The sequence below is a fragment of the Gordonia hydrophobica NBRC 16057 genome (genome assembly GCF_001592365.1).
Classification (GTDB): Bacteria; Actinomycetota; Actinomycetes; order Mycobacteriales; family Mycobacteriaceae; genus Gordonia; species Gordonia hydrophobica.
Map to the genome: position 1 here is coordinate 99,690 of NZ_BCWU01000004.1, position 15,255 is coordinate 114,944.

A 15,255-nucleotide genomic window follows, 5' to 3' on the forward strand; every position below is an offset into this window, starting at 1 on the left:
GAACAATCGCTCGGTGCGTTAATCTGAGTCGCGGAAATCACGTCGTCCGCCCCTCGCGGACAACGTGTGAGACGCCACGAGCGGGAAGCCCCCGCACGAGACGCAGCCCGTCGACCCTGGATGGTGAACACCGTCCCCGACAACGGCCCGCCGCCCGGCGGCCACAGGAGTGCCAGTGACCAGTTCCGCTGAGATCAGCCAGACGACCATCAAGAAGGTCCTCATCGCCAACCGCGGTGAGATCGCCGTGCGCGTGATCCGCGCCGCCAAGGACGCGGGCATCGCCAGCGTCGCGGTGTACGCCGAGCCGGATGCCGACGCGCTGTTCGTGCAGCTGGCCGATGAGGCGTTCGCACTGGGCGGCCAGACTTCGGCCGAGTCGTACCTCGTGTTCGACAAGATCCTCGACGCCGCGGCCAAGTCCGGCGCCGACGCCATCCACCCCGGCTACGGCTTCCTCTCAGAGAATGCCGACTTCGCGCAGGCTGTCATCGACGCGAACCTCACCTGGATCGGCCCGTCGCCCGCGTCGATCCGCGATCTGGGCGACAAGGTGACCGCGCGTCACATCGCCGAACGCGCCAAGGCGCCGATGGCAGCAGGCACCAAGGACCCGGTGAAGGACGCCGACGAGGTGGTCGCCTTCGCCAAGGAGTACGGCGTTCCGGTCGCGATCAAGGCAGCGTTCGGTGGCGGCGGCCGCGGCATGAAGGTCGCCCACACCATCGAGGAGATCCCGGAGCTGTTCGAGTCGGCCACCCGCGAGGCCGTCGCCGCCTTCGGTCGCGGCGAGTGCTTCGTCGAGCAGTACCTGGACAAGGCCCGCCACGTCGAGGCACAGGTCGTCGCCGACCAGCACGGCAACATCATCGTCGCGGGCACCCGCGACTGCTCGTTGCAGCGTCGTTTCCAGAAGCTCGTCGAGGAGGCCCCGGCGCCGTTCCTCACCGACGATCAGCGCGATCGCATCCATAGCTCTGCCAAGGCCATCTGCCTCGAGGCCGGCTACTACGGCGCAGGCACCGTCGAATACCTCGTTCAGGGCGACACCGTCTCGTTCCTGGAGGTCAACACCCGCCTGCAGGTGGAGCACCCGATCACCGAGGAGACCGCGGGGATCGACCTGGTCCGCCAGCAGTTCCTGATCGCCGAGGGCAAGGAGCTCCAGATCAAGGAGGATCCGGCTCCGCGCGGCCACGCGTTCGAGTTCCGCATCAACGGTGAGGACGCCGGCCGCGGCTTCCTCCCGGCCCCGGGCCCGATCAAGGTCTACCGCGAGCCCACCGGCCCCGGCGTCCGCGTCGACTCCGGCGTCCGCGAGGGCGACGTCATCGGCGGCCAGTTCGACTCGATGCTCGCCAAGCTCATCGTCACCGGCAACGACCGCACCCAGGCGTTGGAGCGCGCCCGCCGCGCCCTGGCCGAGTTCGAGGTCGAAGGCCTCGCCACGGTCATTCCGTTCGACCGTCACATCGTCTCCAACCCCGCCTTCATCGGCCACACCGATGAGAACGGCGTCGAGACGTTCGATATCTACACCAAGTGGATCGAGAACGAGTGGGACAACACCATCGAGCCGTACACCGGCGGTGAGCCGATCGACGACGAGGACGAGTCACCGCGCCAGAAGGTCGTGGTCGAGGTCGGCGGTCGTCGCGTCGAGGTCTCGCTCCCGGGTGACCTCGCGCTCGGCGGCGGTTCCAACGGAGCCGTCCGCAAGAAGCCGAAGGCACGCACCCGCAAGAAGGGCGGCGGCGCCGCGGTCTCCGGCGATGCCGTGACCGCGCCGATGCAGGGCACCGTCGTCAAGGTCTCGGTGGCCGAGGGCGACACCGTCGAAGAGGGCGATCTGGTCGTGGTCCTGGAGGCCATGAAGATGGAGAACCCCGTGACCGCACACAAGGCGGGCACCGTCACCGGGCTGTCCGCCGAGGCCGGCGCAGCCGTCACACAGGGCACCGTCCTGCTCGAGATCAAGTGATTCGAGCGGTCCAACCGCGAATCTGACCTTCTGCCGTACTCCGTGCCCTGATTCGGGCCATGGAGTACGGCAGAAAGCGTTTGTGGACGAAGGAGTACTCCTGTGGAAGCTGTCGAAGTGAATGCAGGCGCCTGGTATCTGCGCGCCCTGCGCAACGACGACCGTCTGTCCGACGTGCCCGCCCTGACCCTGTTGGGCGTCGGCGATCCGGCCGGATACGTCGCCGACGCCGATGCCGCCTGGGACGACGAGTCCCGCCTGATCTGGGCGGTGTGCGTGCCCACCACGGGCGAACTCGCTGCGTTGATCGGCGTCGACGCGGACGGCGTCACGACCGGCATCGCCCGAGACGGATTCGACGACGCGCTCGCCGCGGCCGTCGATCCGGCCACGCGCTGCGCTGCCGCACTCCTCGACGTGGAACCCGCTCCCCTGCGCACGGCACTGCCGGGTCGCTGATACTCGCCTCTGCTCTACTGCGCCCCGTCGACGGCTCTCCCGCGCACCACGAACGCGTAATAGGCCGCGGTCAGGACCAGCAACCACCCGGCGCCCACCGCGAAGGCGACGCGCGTGTCGGCATCCCAGGCCACCAACAGGGCGACGACGCCGAGGAAGCTGATCGCGAGGAGCTGACCGTACGGCCAGAACGGCACGCCGAAAGCCAGGTCACGCTGCTCCTGCTCGGTCATGGCGCGGCGTGAGCGATACTGCGACAGCAGGATCATTGCCCAGACGAAGATGGTCGCGAACGTGGCGATCGAGGCGATGATCAGAAAGACCGACTCCGGGATCACCGCGTTGAGGACGACGGCGATCAGCAAGGCGACCACCATGATCGCCACGGTGAACCACGGGACCCCGTTGCGCGACACCCTCGTCAAGATCGTCGGCGCCTGTCCGCGCAACGCCAGGCCGTACATCATGCGGCCCGCACCGAAGACGTCGCTGTTGATCGCCGAGAGCGCCGCCGTGATCACCACGACGTTGAGCACGGTCGCTGCCGGGCCGACGCCGAGCGCGGAGAAGATCTGCACGAACGGGCTGCGGTCGGACGTGATCTGGTTCCACGGGATGATGGCCATGATCACCAGCAGCGAGCACACGTAGAACAACAGGATGCGGACCGGAACCGTGTTCACCGCCTGAGGGATCGTCCTGCTCGGATCCTCCGCCTCGCCCGCGGTGATGCCGATGATCTCGCTGCCGCCGAAGGCGAACATCACGACGGCGAAGCTGGCGAGAAACCCGCCGACGCCGTTCGGCATGAACCCGCCGTCGACCCACAGGTTCGACAGCCCGCTGTCGGTGTCGTGAACGCCGAAGCCCCAGATCAGAATGGCGGCACCGCCCGCGATCATCGCCACGATCGCGGCGACCTTCACCAGGGTGAACCAGAACTCCAACTCACCGAAGACCTTGACGCTGAACAGGTTCACGGCGCCGATGACGAAGACGATCGCCAACACCCACACCCACCGGGGCACCTCCGGGAACCAGAAGCCCATGTACACGCCGAATGCCGTGACGTCCGCGAGACAGACCACGATCATCTCGAAGATGAAGGTCCACCCGGTCAGAAACCCGGCGAGCGGCCCGATGTGCTCAGTCGCGAAATCGCCGAACGATCCGGCCACGGGCCTGCGCACCGACAGTTCCCCGAGCGCGCGCAGCACCAGGTAGATGATCGCGCCGCCGATCAGATAGGCGAGCAGGACCGACGGCCCGGCCTTCTGAATGGCGGCCGCTGACCCGTAGAACAGCCCCGTGCCGATCGCTGAGCCGAGTGCGATGAACCTGATGTGCCGTGCACTGAGTCCGCGCTTCAGTTCCCGCGCTGCGCCGTTCACGAACTGCTCCCCTGTCACGTGTCGAACCCTGTCGCGTGTCGAATCCCCGAACCCGGACGGTCGGCGCCGATCGAACTCTGGGAAGGCTGCTACTGCCGGTGACGGCACGACCGTCCACGGCAAACAAGGAATTCTAACAACGCAGGATGCGCCTACAGCGGCGAGTCGACCGGGTTCCCGAGGTCGGTGCAGTCCACGAGGACCACGTCGTCCCGGTTCTCGATCAAGTAGTGCACGGCCGACAGGCCCGCGCCCAGCCGACTGATCACGTGCCGAATCCGTTCCGCGCCGAGATAGATCGGCTGCGCGGGCTTTCCGCCGTAGGAGGCTCGGCAGATCGTGTTCGGGCAGTCGTCGGACGCCTCGATGACGCGTTCGACGGCCACCTCGCCGACGTCCGGACTGTCCAGCGTCTGCACCACGGCCCCGGACAGCGTGGGGTGCTCATCGACGAAGTTCAAGGCCGCCGTCGAGCAGGCGTCCAGACTGTCGTACCACTCGGGCAGATAGAGGGTGGTCGACGACGAGTCGGGGGCTCGAACCACGCGCGATCCCAACGCGATGTAGATCTCGTCGCATCCGCCCGCACCCAGACTTGACACGCGCGACATCAGTCGTGCGGCAGCCGGAACATCATTCTCACCTGCAGGAACACGCTCATCTCCGCGGGCAACGAGGACGATTCCTGCGATTGGGCGCTTGTGCACAGCGGAGTTTAAATCACCACCGGTAGCCATGATGACCAATCGTACTCGCTCGTCTAACATCGATTCTGCAACTGGTTCGCCCGGTCGAGATAACTATGGAGCCCCTGCTTCTCGTCTCCGGGCGTCGACGCGAGAACACCGCCGATGCGGTGTCCGCCCGCGAAGAGGGAATCCGGTGAGAACCCGGAGCTGACCCGCAGCGGTATGTCGGAACGACCGCCGTCACACGCACCAGGCCGCCGCCGCCCCGGCATCGGCCCTGGCAAGCGACGGCCAGTAGAAGTGGGCTCTGTCTTTCCTCAGGCTCACGCGCCGACGAGCCCGAAGACCTGCCTGATGCATCGGATGCGCCGCATCCGATGATTGTTCGCCCCGCGGCCACGGGCGACAGTCGTGACGAACTCATGCAGGAGAGAAGAATCAGTCATGTCTGACGACAAGACACGCACCAACACCACCTTCCACGCAACCGTCCCCGGCGTCGCCCGGATCGGTGCGAACCGCGAACTCAAGCGCGCCGTCGAGGCGTACTGGGCCGGTCGGATCGACGCCGCTGCGCTGACCCAGACCGCAGACGGCATCCGCCGCGACAGCTGGAATCAGCTGGTACAGGCGGGATTCGATTCGGTCCCGGTCAACACGTTCTCGTACTACGACCAGATGCTCGACACCGCGGTGCTGCTCGGCGCCTTGCCGCCGCGCGTCGCGGGAATCGCCCATCCGCTCGACCGCTACTTCGCGGCCGCCCGCGGCACCGACGAGGTGGCCCCGCTGGAGATGACCAAGTGGTTTGACACGAACTATCACTACCTGGTGCCGGAGATCGGTCCGGACACGTCGTTCGCCGTCGACGCGACCGCCGTCCTGAACGAGCTCGCGCAGGCGCGCGCCCTCGGCGTTCCGGCACGGCCCGTGGTGATTGGCCCGATCACCTTCCTCGCACTGTCGAAGGCAGTGGGCGGCGCGCAGGCGCCGCTGTCGCGGATCGACGACCTGCTCCCCCTGTACGTGGAGCTGCTCGCACAGCTGGCCGAGGGCGGGGCGCAGTGGGTCCAGTTCGACGAGCCGACCCTGGTCACCGACCAGGCCGAGGGACTGGCCGAGCTCGCCGAGCGCGTCTACACGGAGCTGTCGGCGGCATCGGCACGACCGCGCCTGCTGGTGCAGACCTACTTCGGCGAGGCGGGCGACCGGCTCGCAGCACTCGGCCGCACCGCCGTCGACGCGGTGGGGGTCGACCTCGTCGCAGGAACCGCGGACTCCGTGGTCGCGGCGGACCTGGCGGACAAGCTCGTCGTCGCGGGCGTCGTCGATGGTCGCAACGTCTGGCGCACCGACCTCGACCGCGCGCTCGACGCCCTGACGGCGCTGCGCCCGCACGTCGGCTCGCTGGCCGTCTCCACCTCGTGCTCCACCCTGCACGTGCCGTACACGCTGCGCGGTGAATCTCAGCTCGACGCCGCGCTCGCCGGGTGGCTGGCCTTCGCCGACGAGAAGTTCGCCGAGGTCGCAACGCTGTCGCGTGCACTGGTGCACGGACGCGACGACCAGGCCGGCCAGTTCGAGGCCGCGCGACTCGCCCTCGCGACACGGGCCACCGATCCGCGGCTCCACGTCGCCGCAGTCCACGATCGGCTCGACGCGCTGGAACCCGCGGATTGGACGCGGACCACCGCGAGCGCACGTCGACCGCTGCAGGACGCCGCCTTGAATCTGCCCGTCCTGCCGACCACGACCATCGGCTCGTACCCGCAGACGTCCGCGATCCGTCAGGCCCGCCACGCCCTGCGCACCGGCAGCATCGACGCCTGCAAGTACCGGAATCGGATCCAACGCGAGATCGCCGACGTGATCGAGCTGCAGGAGAAGGCCGGGCTCGACGTTCTCGTCCACGGCGAGCCGGAACGCAACGACATGGTGCAGTACTTCGCCGAGCAGCTCGACGGATTCTTCGCCACCGCGAACGGCTGGGTGCAGTCGTACGGTTCGCGGTGCGTGCGCCCGCCGATCCTGTTCGGCGACGTCGCGCGCCCGACGCCGATGACGGTCGGCTGGACCACCTATGCGCAGTCGCTGACCAGTCGACCGGTGAAGGGCATGCTGACCGGTCCGGTGACCATCCTCGCGTGGTCGTTCGTGCGCGACGATCAGCCTGCGGCGGTGACCGCGCGCCAGGTCGCCTTGGCGATCCGCGACGAGACCGTCGATCTGGAACGCGCCGGCGTCCCCATCATCCAGGTGGACGAGCCTGCGCTGCGCGAGCTGCTGCCCCTGCGGGCCGCCGACCGTGACGCCTATCTCGACTGGGCGATCACGTCGTTCCGCATCGCGACCGGTGGTGTCGCCGACGCCACGCAGGTGCACACGCATCTGTGCTACTCGGAGTTCGGCGAGGTGATCGGTGCGATCGCGGCGCTCGACGCTGACGTCACCTCCATCGAGGCCGCGCGCTCGCACATGGAGATCCTCGACGATCTGAACGAGGCCGGCTTCGCGAACCAGGTGGGCCCGGGCGTGTACGACATCCACTCACCGCGTGTTCCGAGCACCGATGAGATCGCCGACTCACTCCGCGAAGCACTGCAGGCGGTGTCGGCCGAACGGCTGTGGATCAATCCCGACTGCGGTCTCAAGACCCGCCGGACAGACGAGGTGACGGCGGCGTTGCGACGCATGGTCGCGGCGGCGGTCCTCGTTCGGGAGGAGGCCGCGGCCCTCGCCGGATGACTGCGGTGCGCGGCGTCGCGGGCATAGGGTGAGGCCGTATGTCCGACACGGCTGAGTCCGCCACGACGCGCAGCACTCAGCGACGACAGTGAGGAGATCATCATGCTTCGGTGGCTATCGGTCATAGGGGTCTGGATCGTCTCCGCACTGTCGTTGCTGCTGGTCTTCATGGTGTCGCCCTGGTGGCTGTTCCTCACGGTGCCGGTGGCCTTCCTCGGCGCGGTCGGCGTGTACGACCTCGTGCAGGCGCGCCACAGCATTCTGCGGAACTACCCGGTCCTCGGGCACCTCCGGTTTCTGCTGGAGTCGATTCGACCGGAGATCCAGCAGTACTTCGTCGAGCGCGACACCGACGGCACACCGTACGACAGGGAGACGCGCACGACGCTGTACGAGCGCGCCAAGAACATCAAGGACGTCGACCCGTTCGGGACGCAGCGCGACGTGACCGCCGTCGGTTACGAATACGTCCGGCATTCGATCGCCGCCCAGCCTGCACCGGAAGGCGTGCCCCGGGCACGGATCGGCGGTCCGGACTGCACCCAGCCGTACGACATCGCGATGTACAACGTGTCGGCGATGAGCTTCGGCTCACTGTCGGCGAACGCCGTTCTCGCGCTCAACGGCGGTGCGGCGCGCGGCGGATTCGCGCACGACACCGGCGAGGGCGGACTGTCCCCCTACCACCTCCGACCGGGCGGTGATCTGATCTGGGAGATCGGCACCGGCTATTTCGGTTGCCGTACCGCCGACGGCCACTTCGACCCCGACGCGTTCCGCGAGAAGGCCGCCCACGCCCAGGTCAAGTGCATCTCGATCAAACTGTCTCAAGGTGCCAAGCCCGGACTGGGCGGGGTGATGCCGGGTGCGAAGGTGACCGCCGAGATCGCCCGGATGCGCGGCGTGCCCGTCGGCGAGACCGTGGTCTCGCCACCGTCGCACAGCGCGTTCCACACACCCATCGGATTGTGCGAGTTCGTCGCACAACTGCGCGAGCTGTCCGGCGGCAAGCCGGTCGGCTTCAAGTTGTGCCTCGGTTCGCGCAGCGAGTTCCTCGGCATCTGTAAAGCCATCCGCAGCACCGGGATCGCGCCTGACTTCATCATCGTCGACGGCGCCGAGGGCGGAACCGGTGCGGCGCCCATCGAATTCGCGGACAACGTCGGCATGCCGCTGACCCAGGGGCTGATGACCGTGCACAACGCCCTCGTCGGAACCGGGCTGCGCGATCAGATCCGGGTCGGGGCGTCGGGCAAGATCACCAACGGCATCGACATCGTCAAACGGGTGATCCAGGGCGCCGATTTCACGCTCGCCGCCCGAGCCATGATGATGGCGGTGGGGTGCATTCAGGCGCAGGTCTGCCACACCAACAAGTGCCCGGTCGGCGTCGCGACCCAGGATCCGCGCCGCGCGCGGGCGTTGAACGTTCCGGACAAGACCGAACGGGTCTACAACTTCCAACGACACGTGGTGGAGAACGCGAAGCAACTCGTGGCGTCGATGGGGTTGGACGACTTCGACGATCTGCATCCGTCAATGCTGATGCGGACGATGAGCCCCAACGAGTCGCAGTCGTATGCGGACATCTACGAGTGGCTCACGCCGGGGCAATTGCTCGACGACCCGCCGGACTCGTGGCTCCGCGACTGGGAGTGCTCACGCGCCGAGACGTTCGTGCTGACCGCCGAGCACATCCCCGACCCGTCTCGCCGAGTCCCGACTCACGAGGGCCTCGCACCGCGCCTGGCGGTGTGAACCCGCACTGTGCGGTCGGGCGCCTCACTTCCAGGCGAAGACCGGCTGCTCCAGATCGTGGACGCGCGTCGCCCGACCGGCGAGAACGGCTTCGGCGAACTGGTAGATCACGGCGGCGGTCGGTGCGTGCACCACGGTTCCCGCGATGTTGAGCGCGACCAGCGTCCTCGGCGACTCCGGGATGGAACTGAAGATCGGTGGACGGCGCAGTTCGTCGAAGGTCACGAAGAAGAGCTGGTGCACCTCGTCCGGGCTCGGCGTCACCGCCGGGTCGTCGTCCACCCAGCACACCACCGGGGTCATCAGGTAGCCCGATCGCGTCTCATAGTCGTCCAGCAGTCCGAGCACGGCGTCGTCGCCCAGGTCGATGCCGATCTCCTCATGGAGCTCTCGAAGCGCTGCCTGCGTCGTGGTCTCCCCTGGATCCAGTCGACCGCCGGGAAGCGCGAACTGGTACGAGTGGTTCCGCAGCGTGGCCGGTCGTCGCGCGATGTAGATGCCGTGAGTGTCGCCGCGGCGCACCACCGTGATGGCGACCGCCGACCGACGCAGCCGACCTTCGGGATCGACGATCACCCTCCGGTCCCAGTGCTCGACTCGCTCCTGCGCCACCTGCCGCGTGATGTCCATGCTTCATCTCTACCCTGCGCGTCCCCGGCCGCTGCCACCACATCGCGTTCCGGCCGGGTCGCCCGGAGCCGTCAGAGAATCCCCTGTCCAGTCTCGGGAGCGGAGGCGAGGACGTCAGCGATAACGCGGACGTTGAGTGCCTCCAGCCCGCCGGCCGGAATCCCGGCGAGGCCGGTCACGGCAGCAGTGAACCGCTCCTGCTCGGCCGGATCGACGACGCCGTCGGCCATGCGGGCGAACTTCGCCAGATACTGCTCACGGGCGAACGGCCGGGCCCCCAGCGGATGCGCGTCGGCGACGGCGAGCTCGTCTTCGATGACCTCACCGCCTGCCAGCGTGATGACCGCGCGCGCACCGAAGGCCTTCTCGCGAGGATCGCTCGAGTGATAGCGGCGAGTCCACTCAGGATCCTCGACCGTCGAGATCTTCTTCCACAGCTCCACCGTGTCCGGGCGAGCGGCGCGTTCGGGCGCGTACGAACGCTCGTGATCCCATTCACCGTCCTGCAGCGCAACGGCGAAGATGTACATCACCGAGTGATCGAGCGTCTCACGGCTCGCCGTCGGATCGAACTTCTGCGGATCGTTCGATCCGGTGCCGATCACGTAATGGGTGTGATGGCTGGTGTGCAGCACGATCGACTCGATCCGGCCCAGGTCACCGATCCGATCGCGCAGGCGGCGAGCGAGATCGATCGGCGCCTGGCTCTGATACTCGGCCGAGTGTTCCTTGGTGTACGAGTCGAGGATGGCGCGCTTCGGCTCGCCGGCGTCGGGCAGCGGAATGGTGTAGCGAGCCTCGGGTCCGCCCAGCAGCCAGGCGATGACGCCGTCCTCGCCCTCCCAGATCGGGGACGGTGCACCCTCGCCGCGCATGGCACGGTCGACGGCCTCAACGGCGATCTTGCCTGCGTGCGCCGGCGCGTACGCCTTCCAGCTGGAGATCAGCCCCTTGCGTGACTGACGGGTTGCGGTCGTCAAGTGCAAGGCCTGTCCCACCGCCTGGTAGACGGTGTCGACGTCGAGCCCCAACATGGTTCCCAGGCCGGCGGCGACCGACGGACCGAGGTGCGCCACGTGGTCGATCTTGTGCTCGTGCAAGCACATGCCGCGCACCAGGTCGATCTGGATCTCGTAGGCCGTCGCGAGACCGCGGATCAGATCGGCGCCGCTCGCACCGACCCGCTGTCCCACGGCCACCAGAGCCGGAATGTTGTCGCCGGGGTGTGAGTACTCGGCAGCCAGGAACGTGTCGTGGAAGTCGAGTTCACGAACGGCGACGCCGTTCGCCCAGGTCGCCCACTCCGGCGCATATGAACCGTCGATGCCGAAGACCGTCGAACCGCCGTCGAGCGGTCTGGTCTGGGCCTGCCTGCGCGCGCTGGTGACCGGGCGACGAGCTACGGACGCGGCGCTGACCGCCGCGTTGTCGATGATGCGGTTCACGATCATGGCGGCGGTGTCGTCGGGGACGGCGACCGGGTCGACGGCCACCTGAGCGATCTTGTACGCCAGGTGGTCGGTGATCGGAAACTCTTCCGCGCTGCGGCGGGTACGGACTTCGTGGTTTCTCACATTTGCACCGTATGCAGCAGACCAATGGCAATGAAAGACCTGAATCAATTCGAGAGGAATCGGTGTCCGATCACCGCGCCCCTGCTGCTGGCGATCACCGCGACTTCGATCTGCCCGCCGACTTCTTCGCAGGTCCGGGCGACGCGGCCGCACGCGAACTCTGCTTGGCTCGCACCGTCGGCGGCCGATCCGCCGGATACCTGTCGACGCCTTCGGACTTCTCCATCGGTCTCGGGTGCGATCTCGCGCACGCCGACGAACTCGTCTACGCGACTGCGCGCAGCGCGCCTTCCCCATGCTGGGCCACGGCATCGCGATCGACGAGCGGATCAGCGACTCGGTGCCCTACCGCCCGGCGCGCTGACGCGAATGCGGAATGGCGAGGAATAGGGGGCCTGCGCTCGCTGAGTTGACCGAGAAGCTCACCCGACCCGACAATTTCCCGATCCACCATCGACAGTGGCCGCGGATCGCCCGACCGGCGATGTTCCTCAATCGGCTCAATCAGGTACCTCACCAATCCGGTGCGAGGAGCGCTACCGTCAGAACGCCCCTCGATTCCCGAGGGTGCGTAGGCAAATCCTCGGGGCGGACGGTTCGATGTGTACCGGGGTGCGATGTCGTCAGGGGCCAGTGCTGATGCCGTCGCTGCCGCCGCCACCGAAGGGTCCGCCTTCGCCCCCGGCTCCGCCGGTCACTCCGTAGCCGCCGTTGCCGCCGGACCCATCCATTCCACCCCCAGCGCCTGTGCCACCGTTGCCGCCGTCGCCCCCGGTGCCGGAAGGAGCGTTGCCACCGTTGCCACCGTTGCCTCCGTTGCCGGCTTGGTCGAAGGAGCTGACGTCACCGCCGTCGCCACCAGCCCCGCCCATACCGTCCTGGGCCGATGCATCGCCTCCCCTGCCTCCGTTGCCTCCGTTGCCTCCGTTGCCTTGGAGGTCTCCGACGCTGTTCGCGCCGTCACCGCCCTTGCCTCCCTGAACCACGCCGATTCCGCCGGCTCCGCCGTCTCCACCGTCTCCACCGGCCACATTTCCCTCGCCCACTAACGTGCCGCCGTCTCCGCCGTCTCCGCCGTGGTAGCCGGCACCCCCGGCCCCTCCGTTCGCGGAGCCACCTCCTCCGTATCCGCGAACGCCGCCGTTGCCGCCATTGCCTCCGTCGCCGACGAGTCCGCTCTGGCCGGTTGTCCCACCGGTCCCTCCAAGGAGGCCACCACGGCCGGACGTACCGCCCGTGCCGCCTTGGCCGCCGTCGCCGCCGTCGCCGCCAGTGGCGTCGACGAGAGAGGCTCCGCCGTTGCCTCCGTTACCCCCGTTACCTCCATTGCCTCCGTTACCGCCGTTGCCACCCGTTCCAAAGAGCCAACCGCCGTTGCCTCCGTTGCCTCCGTTGCCTCCGTTGGTACCGTCCCCACCCATCCCGCCGGGACCAAAGTCATTGTCGACACCGTCCGTGCCCACGGTTCCGGCGGTTCCGTTGTAGCCGTTGCCGCCGTTGCCCCACAAGAGGCCTGCGTTTTGGCCGTTGGGGGATTCCGCGGTGCCGTCAGCACCGTCGCCGACCAGGAGGACGCCGAGGACGGAGAGTTGGAGGCCGCCGGTGCCGGGGCTGGCAGTGGGGTTGTAGCCGATGGTGAAGATGATGAAGTTGAGGGTGAACCCGTCGCTGTCGGTGACGGTGACGAGGGTGGAGCGCACTGGTTGTGCCGCCGCCGCGGTGGGTGCTGTGGGTGTGGCGAGTGGGGTGGTGATCGGGTTGCTGAACAGCAGTGGTGGAACAACGTTCGCAGTGTGAGGCCTCGGGTTGCTCAAGGTCGCTGCGGTCGCGGCGAGGCTGTTGCCGGTGAGGTTGCGCAGGGTGGTGTCGACTCGCTGCGCGAGGTTCTTGATGCCGGCGCTTGCCGCGGGGTTCGTTCCGGCGGCGTGGAGTTGTCGCAGCGTGGTGCCGGTGTTCTGGTTGTGCACTGCGCCGAGCGAGCTTCCCACCGACGGTGCGGGAGCGAGATTCCTCGCCAACTCGACGAGTGTGCGCGCGGGTTCGATGTTTTCAGCATTGCTGGTGGCGGCGGAGACCGGTGCTGCGAGGGCTCCGCCGAGGACGAGGGTGGAAGCGAGCGCAATGCTGCGGACGCCCGCGGTGCGGATGGAGGGATGCGAGGGATGTGCTTGGTGTCGACCTGACATGGTGGCGCCTTCCGGTGAGAAACCGGCCGGTGCGTCGACGGAGTCGTCGCGGATCAATCCGTGGCCACGACCGTTGGCGGATGGTCGGCATCGGGATCGGTGCTAACACCGTAGGCAGTGCGCCGGGCAATATTGGCCGTATTGACCGGTTATCACCTGTTCGGTGGAACAGCGGCGGTGGCGGTAGGCGAAGCTCGCCAGGAACCAATCCGCTAATCCCGGCGCGTCGAACGGGCACGAATCGCCAACCCGATCTCGGTGAGCAGTCGGTCGTCGGCGTCGTCGAACCGCAACTCGGAGAGTTGCTGAGCGCGGTCGATCCGGTAGCGCAGGGTGTTGGCGTGGACACCGAGCGTCCGGGCGGCGTTCCGCACGTTGCCGTGCGCGGCGAGGTAGGCGGCGACGGAAGGGACGAGGTCGCCGTCGTGTTCGACGTCGTAGTCGACGAGTGTCGTCAGACGCGGGTCGGTCAGGTCGTCGCGCTGAGACAGGACCGCCAGAATCTCCCCGAGCAGGACCGCGGTCCGCGACTCGGCGAGAGTCGTCACGCGAGCGGATTCGGTGTCCGACGCCGTCGCCGACAGCACCCGATCCACTTCGACGCGCCCGGTCGAGACCTCAGCGAGTCCCGCAAGCGGCATGACGACCGCGGCCCGCAGGACGGCGCCCGCAAGGATCGGATCGCCGTCGAACCGGGTCACCAGTCCCCGGGTCCACCGGATGAGCGCTGTCGATCGGACCGCGGGCAGCAGCAGGTACGCGCGACCGTCGAGCACCGTGGTCAACGCTGTTGTCGCGAACGCGCTGGCGTGCAATCGCAGGGCCCCGCCCACAGCCGTCATCACCTCGCCCTGCCTGCTCTCATCGCCGCCGACCGGAGCGATCCCGATGACGGCGACCGGGTCGTCGACGGGCCACCGCAGATAGGCGCCGGCCGACGACGCGTCGATCCCGCCGTGCGCGCCGAACAGACGCTGCACCAGTTGCCCCTCCGTCGACGGCGCCTGCATCTCACGCGTCAGGATCCGCGCGGCGATCGCGGCCGCACCGCGCAGGACGTCGGAGGCGTCGTCGGTCAGCGGTCCCGCGCCCTCCTGTACCCAGATGGACCCCAGATGCCGGCCAGAACCCGAGTGCACGCCGACCACCAGTCGGCGTCGCATGGCCTGCTCGGGATGTTCGGGAACGTCCACGACCTCGCCGCCGCGCCGGATCGCGTCGAAGACACCCCACTGGCGCAGGAGGTCGAGGTAGCCGGGTGGCCCCGCCCGACCGAGGATCGTCTGGACGCGGAGGTCGTCGGCCTCTCCCCTCGACGGCGAGTAGGCGAGGACGCGCGCACTGGTCGCGTCCTCGATCGACACCAGCCCACCCGTGCCGTGCGCGACCAGACCCACCAGACCGATCAGGTCGACGTCCACACCGGGTGCGAGTTCCGCGGACGCGTCGTCGTCGACGCCCCGGTCCAGCACTCCCTGGACGGTGGCGAGGACCCGATCCCACCGGGCCCGATCGTCGACGATCACCACCGCGACGCTCGCCGCCGCAGCGGCGACGCCGAACCGCGGATCCGCAGCCTTGGTGAGAATCAGGACCGGACGGTGCGCCGCGTGTCCGGGATCGGCGAGTCCACGCAGCCAGTCCACCACCTCGTCGCCGCTGACGCCGACCAGCAGAACGGCATCGGTCACCGGCTGGGCCGCGACGGCGAGATCGTCGCTATCGATGATCGACACCGCTCGAATCCACTGCGCACCATCGGGGGCTGCGGCCACCTCGGCGACCGCGGTGTCGAGCGCCGCGATCACATCGATCGCCGCGACGGACGGCTCCCTCACCATG

Annotated in this window: 11 protein-coding genes and 1 riboswitch; of the genes, 5 read left to right on the plus strand and 6 right to left on the minus strand. The window is 68.0% G+C overall.

The genetic code is table 11. The annotated features are described in order from the left end of the window. The first annotated feature begins 175 nt into the window (after positions 1–175). Both GH2_RS08300 and GH2_RS08305 read left to right on the plus strand, forming a co-directional pair. Positions 176–1,981: an acetyl/propionyl/methylcrotonyl-CoA carboxylase subunit alpha gene (locus GH2_RS08300; RefSeq protein ID WP_066165782.1), complete on the plus strand. Its 1,806-nt coding sequence runs from the start codon at positions 176–178 to the stop codon at positions 1,979–1,981. 102 nt (positions 1,982–2,083) lie between these two features. Continuing rightward, positions 2,084–2,440, plus strand: a complete 357-nt coding sequence (locus GH2_RS08305; protein WP_066165785.1) for a hypothetical protein — start codon at positions 2,084–2,086, stop codon at positions 2,438–2,440. 14 nt (positions 2,441–2,454) lie between these two features. Here GH2_RS08305 and GH2_RS08310 read toward each other — a convergent pair whose 3' ends face one another. Continuing rightward, positions 2,455–3,849, minus strand: coding sequence for an amino acid permease (locus GH2_RS08310; RefSeq protein WP_372434452.1), 1,395 nt, complete (start codon positions 3,847–3,849; stop codon positions 2,455–2,457). Between the two features lie 134 nt (positions 3,850–3,983). Further along, positions 3,984–4,433: a hypothetical protein gene (locus tag GH2_RS08315; RefSeq protein ID WP_239588583.1), complete on the minus strand. Its 450-nt coding sequence runs from the start codon at positions 4,431–4,433 to the stop codon at positions 3,984–3,986. Positions 4,434–4,672: 239 nt separating this feature from the next. Next, positions 4,673–4,889, plus strand: a riboswitch (cobalamin riboswitch). 75 nt (positions 4,890–4,964) lie between these two features. On the opposite strand from GH2_RS08315, the gene metE reads away from it, so the two are divergent. Continuing rightward, complete coding sequence (gene metE / locus GH2_RS08320) at positions 4,965–7,265, plus strand: 5-methyltetrahydropteroyltriglutamate--homocysteine S-methyltransferase (protein WP_066165790.1); 2,301 nt, start codon at positions 4,965–4,967, stop codon at positions 7,263–7,265. A gap of 102 nt (positions 7,266–7,367) precedes the next feature. Continuing rightward, positions 7,368–9,023, plus strand: a complete 1,656-nt coding sequence (locus GH2_RS08325) for an FMN-binding glutamate synthase family protein (protein WP_066165794.1) — start codon at positions 7,368–7,370, stop codon at positions 9,021–9,023. A 24-nt stretch (positions 9,024–9,047) separates the two neighbouring features. Here the strand turns inward: GH2_RS08325 and GH2_RS08330 are convergent, their stop codons facing one another. Next, positions 9,048–9,653 carry an NUDIX hydrolase gene (locus GH2_RS08330; protein WP_066165797.1) on the minus strand — a complete coding sequence of 202 codons (606 nt, stop codon included), beginning with the start codon at positions 9,651–9,653 and terminating at the stop codon, positions 9,048–9,050. Between the two features lie 71 nt (positions 9,654–9,724). Then, positions 9,725–11,227, minus strand: a complete 1,503-nt coding sequence (gene prpD / locus GH2_RS08335; RefSeq protein WP_066165800.1) for a 2-methylcitrate dehydratase PrpD — start codon at positions 11,225–11,227, stop codon at positions 9,725–9,727. Between the two features lie 11 nt (positions 11,228–11,238). Here prpD and GH2_RS22260 point away from each other — a divergent pair, with 11 nt between their 5' ends. After that, positions 11,239–11,640: a short-chain fatty acyl-CoA regulator family protein gene (locus GH2_RS22260; RefSeq protein ID WP_372434453.1), complete on the plus strand. Its 402-nt coding sequence runs from the start codon at positions 11,239–11,241 to the stop codon at positions 11,638–11,640. 210 nt (positions 11,641–11,850) lie between these two features. Here the strand turns inward: GH2_RS22260 and GH2_RS22125 are convergent, their stop codons facing one another. Together GH2_RS22125 and GH2_RS08350 are read right to left on the minus strand one after the other, a co-directional pair. Then, complete coding sequence (locus GH2_RS22125) at positions 11,851–13,413, minus strand: PGRS repeat-containing protein (RefSeq protein ID WP_157086039.1); 1,563 nt, start codon at positions 13,411–13,413, stop codon at positions 11,851–11,853. Between the two features lie 212 nt (positions 13,414–13,625). After that, a complete protein-coding gene (locus GH2_RS08350) occupies positions 13,626–15,254 on the minus strand; it encodes a PucR family transcriptional regulator (RefSeq protein ID WP_066165810.1) in 1,629 nt (542 codons plus the stop codon). Between the last annotated feature and the right edge of the window lies 1 nt (position 15,255).